Here is a 1,060-nt window from a genome sequence, read left to right as displayed (position 1 = left end):
GGGTGCTGACGGGCTGCGGCGCCCCACCGGAGTTGCGGGACCCGTCCAGCGCGCCGACGGGCACCGGAGCCCCGACGACGCCCGGCCCGACCGGCACCCCGAGCACCGCGCCCGCCACCCCGCCGGTCGACACCCCGACGGCGACCCCGGATGCCGGGCTGGTGGCGACGGCCTGCCGGAACGGGCCGACCGGGCAACGGGTTGTCCAGCTGGTGCGTGGCCGGGGCGGCGTGCTGCCGGACAACGTCCGGGTCCGGGTCCGCACCGGGCCGCTCTGCGCCGCCGACTGGCAGTACACCGTGCTGGAGGTGACGGGGCACGAGGAACTCCAGGTGGTCACCCGCGGTCGGGCCGCCGCGCCGAAACTGGTCACCGCCGGCACCGACGTGTGCACCATCGAGGTACGGGCCACCGGTCCGGTGGGGATCCAGACGCTCGCCTGCGACGCCGGACCGGTCGTCGGGCCGGGTGCGTAGGCTGGCCGCATGCCAGGAACACCGCCGACGCGCTTCGTCTACCTCGGCCCGGAGGGCACCTTCGCCGAACAGGCGCTGCGCACCGTCCCCGCCGCCGAGCGCGGCAACCGTACGCCCGCCCGCAGTGTCGGGGAGGCGCTGGACAGCGTCCGGGCCGGGGACGCCGACGCCGCGCTGGTGCCGCTGGAAAACTCGATCGGCGGCGCGGTCGGTGTCACCCTGGACGAGATGGCCGAGGGCGAGCCGCTGGTGATCACCCGGGAGGTGATCCTGCCGGTGGAGTTCGTGCTCGGCGCCCGGCCGGGCACCTCGCTGACCTCGGTCCGCACCGTGGCGGCCCACCCGCAGGCGTCCACCCAGTGCCGGGGCTGGCTGCGTGACCACCTGCCCGACGCGGTGGTGGTCGACGTCCTGTCCAACGGCGCGGCCGCCGCCGGCGCCGGAGCGGGCGAGTACGACGCCGCGATCTGCGCGCCGATCGGGGCGGCTCGGCACCGTCTCGCGCTGCTCGCCGAGAAGATCGCCGACCATCCCGACGCGGTGACCCGGTTCGTGCTCGTCTCCCGCCCCGGGCCGCCCCGATC

Annotated in this window: 2 protein-coding genes; both read left to right on the top strand. The window is 76.5% G+C overall.

Features of this window, described 5'->3' with window-relative positions; all coding sequences use genetic code 11:
• Positions 1–2: 2 nt before the first annotated feature.
• A complete protein-coding gene (locus EAD89_RS30095; protein WP_121678039.1) occupies positions 3–476 on the top strand; it encodes a hypothetical protein in 474 nt (157 codons plus the stop codon).
• Positions 477–485: 9 nt separating this feature from the next.
• Positions 486–1,060: prephenate dehydratase domain-containing protein (locus tag EAD89_RS30090; protein ID WP_305034195.1), on the top strand; the 575-nt coding region annotated here is incomplete at its 3' end.

This window comes from Micromonospora sp. BL4 (assembly GCF_003667505.1).
Classification (GTDB): domain Bacteria; phylum Actinomycetota; class Actinomycetes; order Mycobacteriales; family Micromonosporaceae; genus Micromonospora.
The sequence above is the reverse complement of the archived record's forward strand: the minus strand, read 5'-3'. Positions and strand labels throughout refer to the sequence as shown.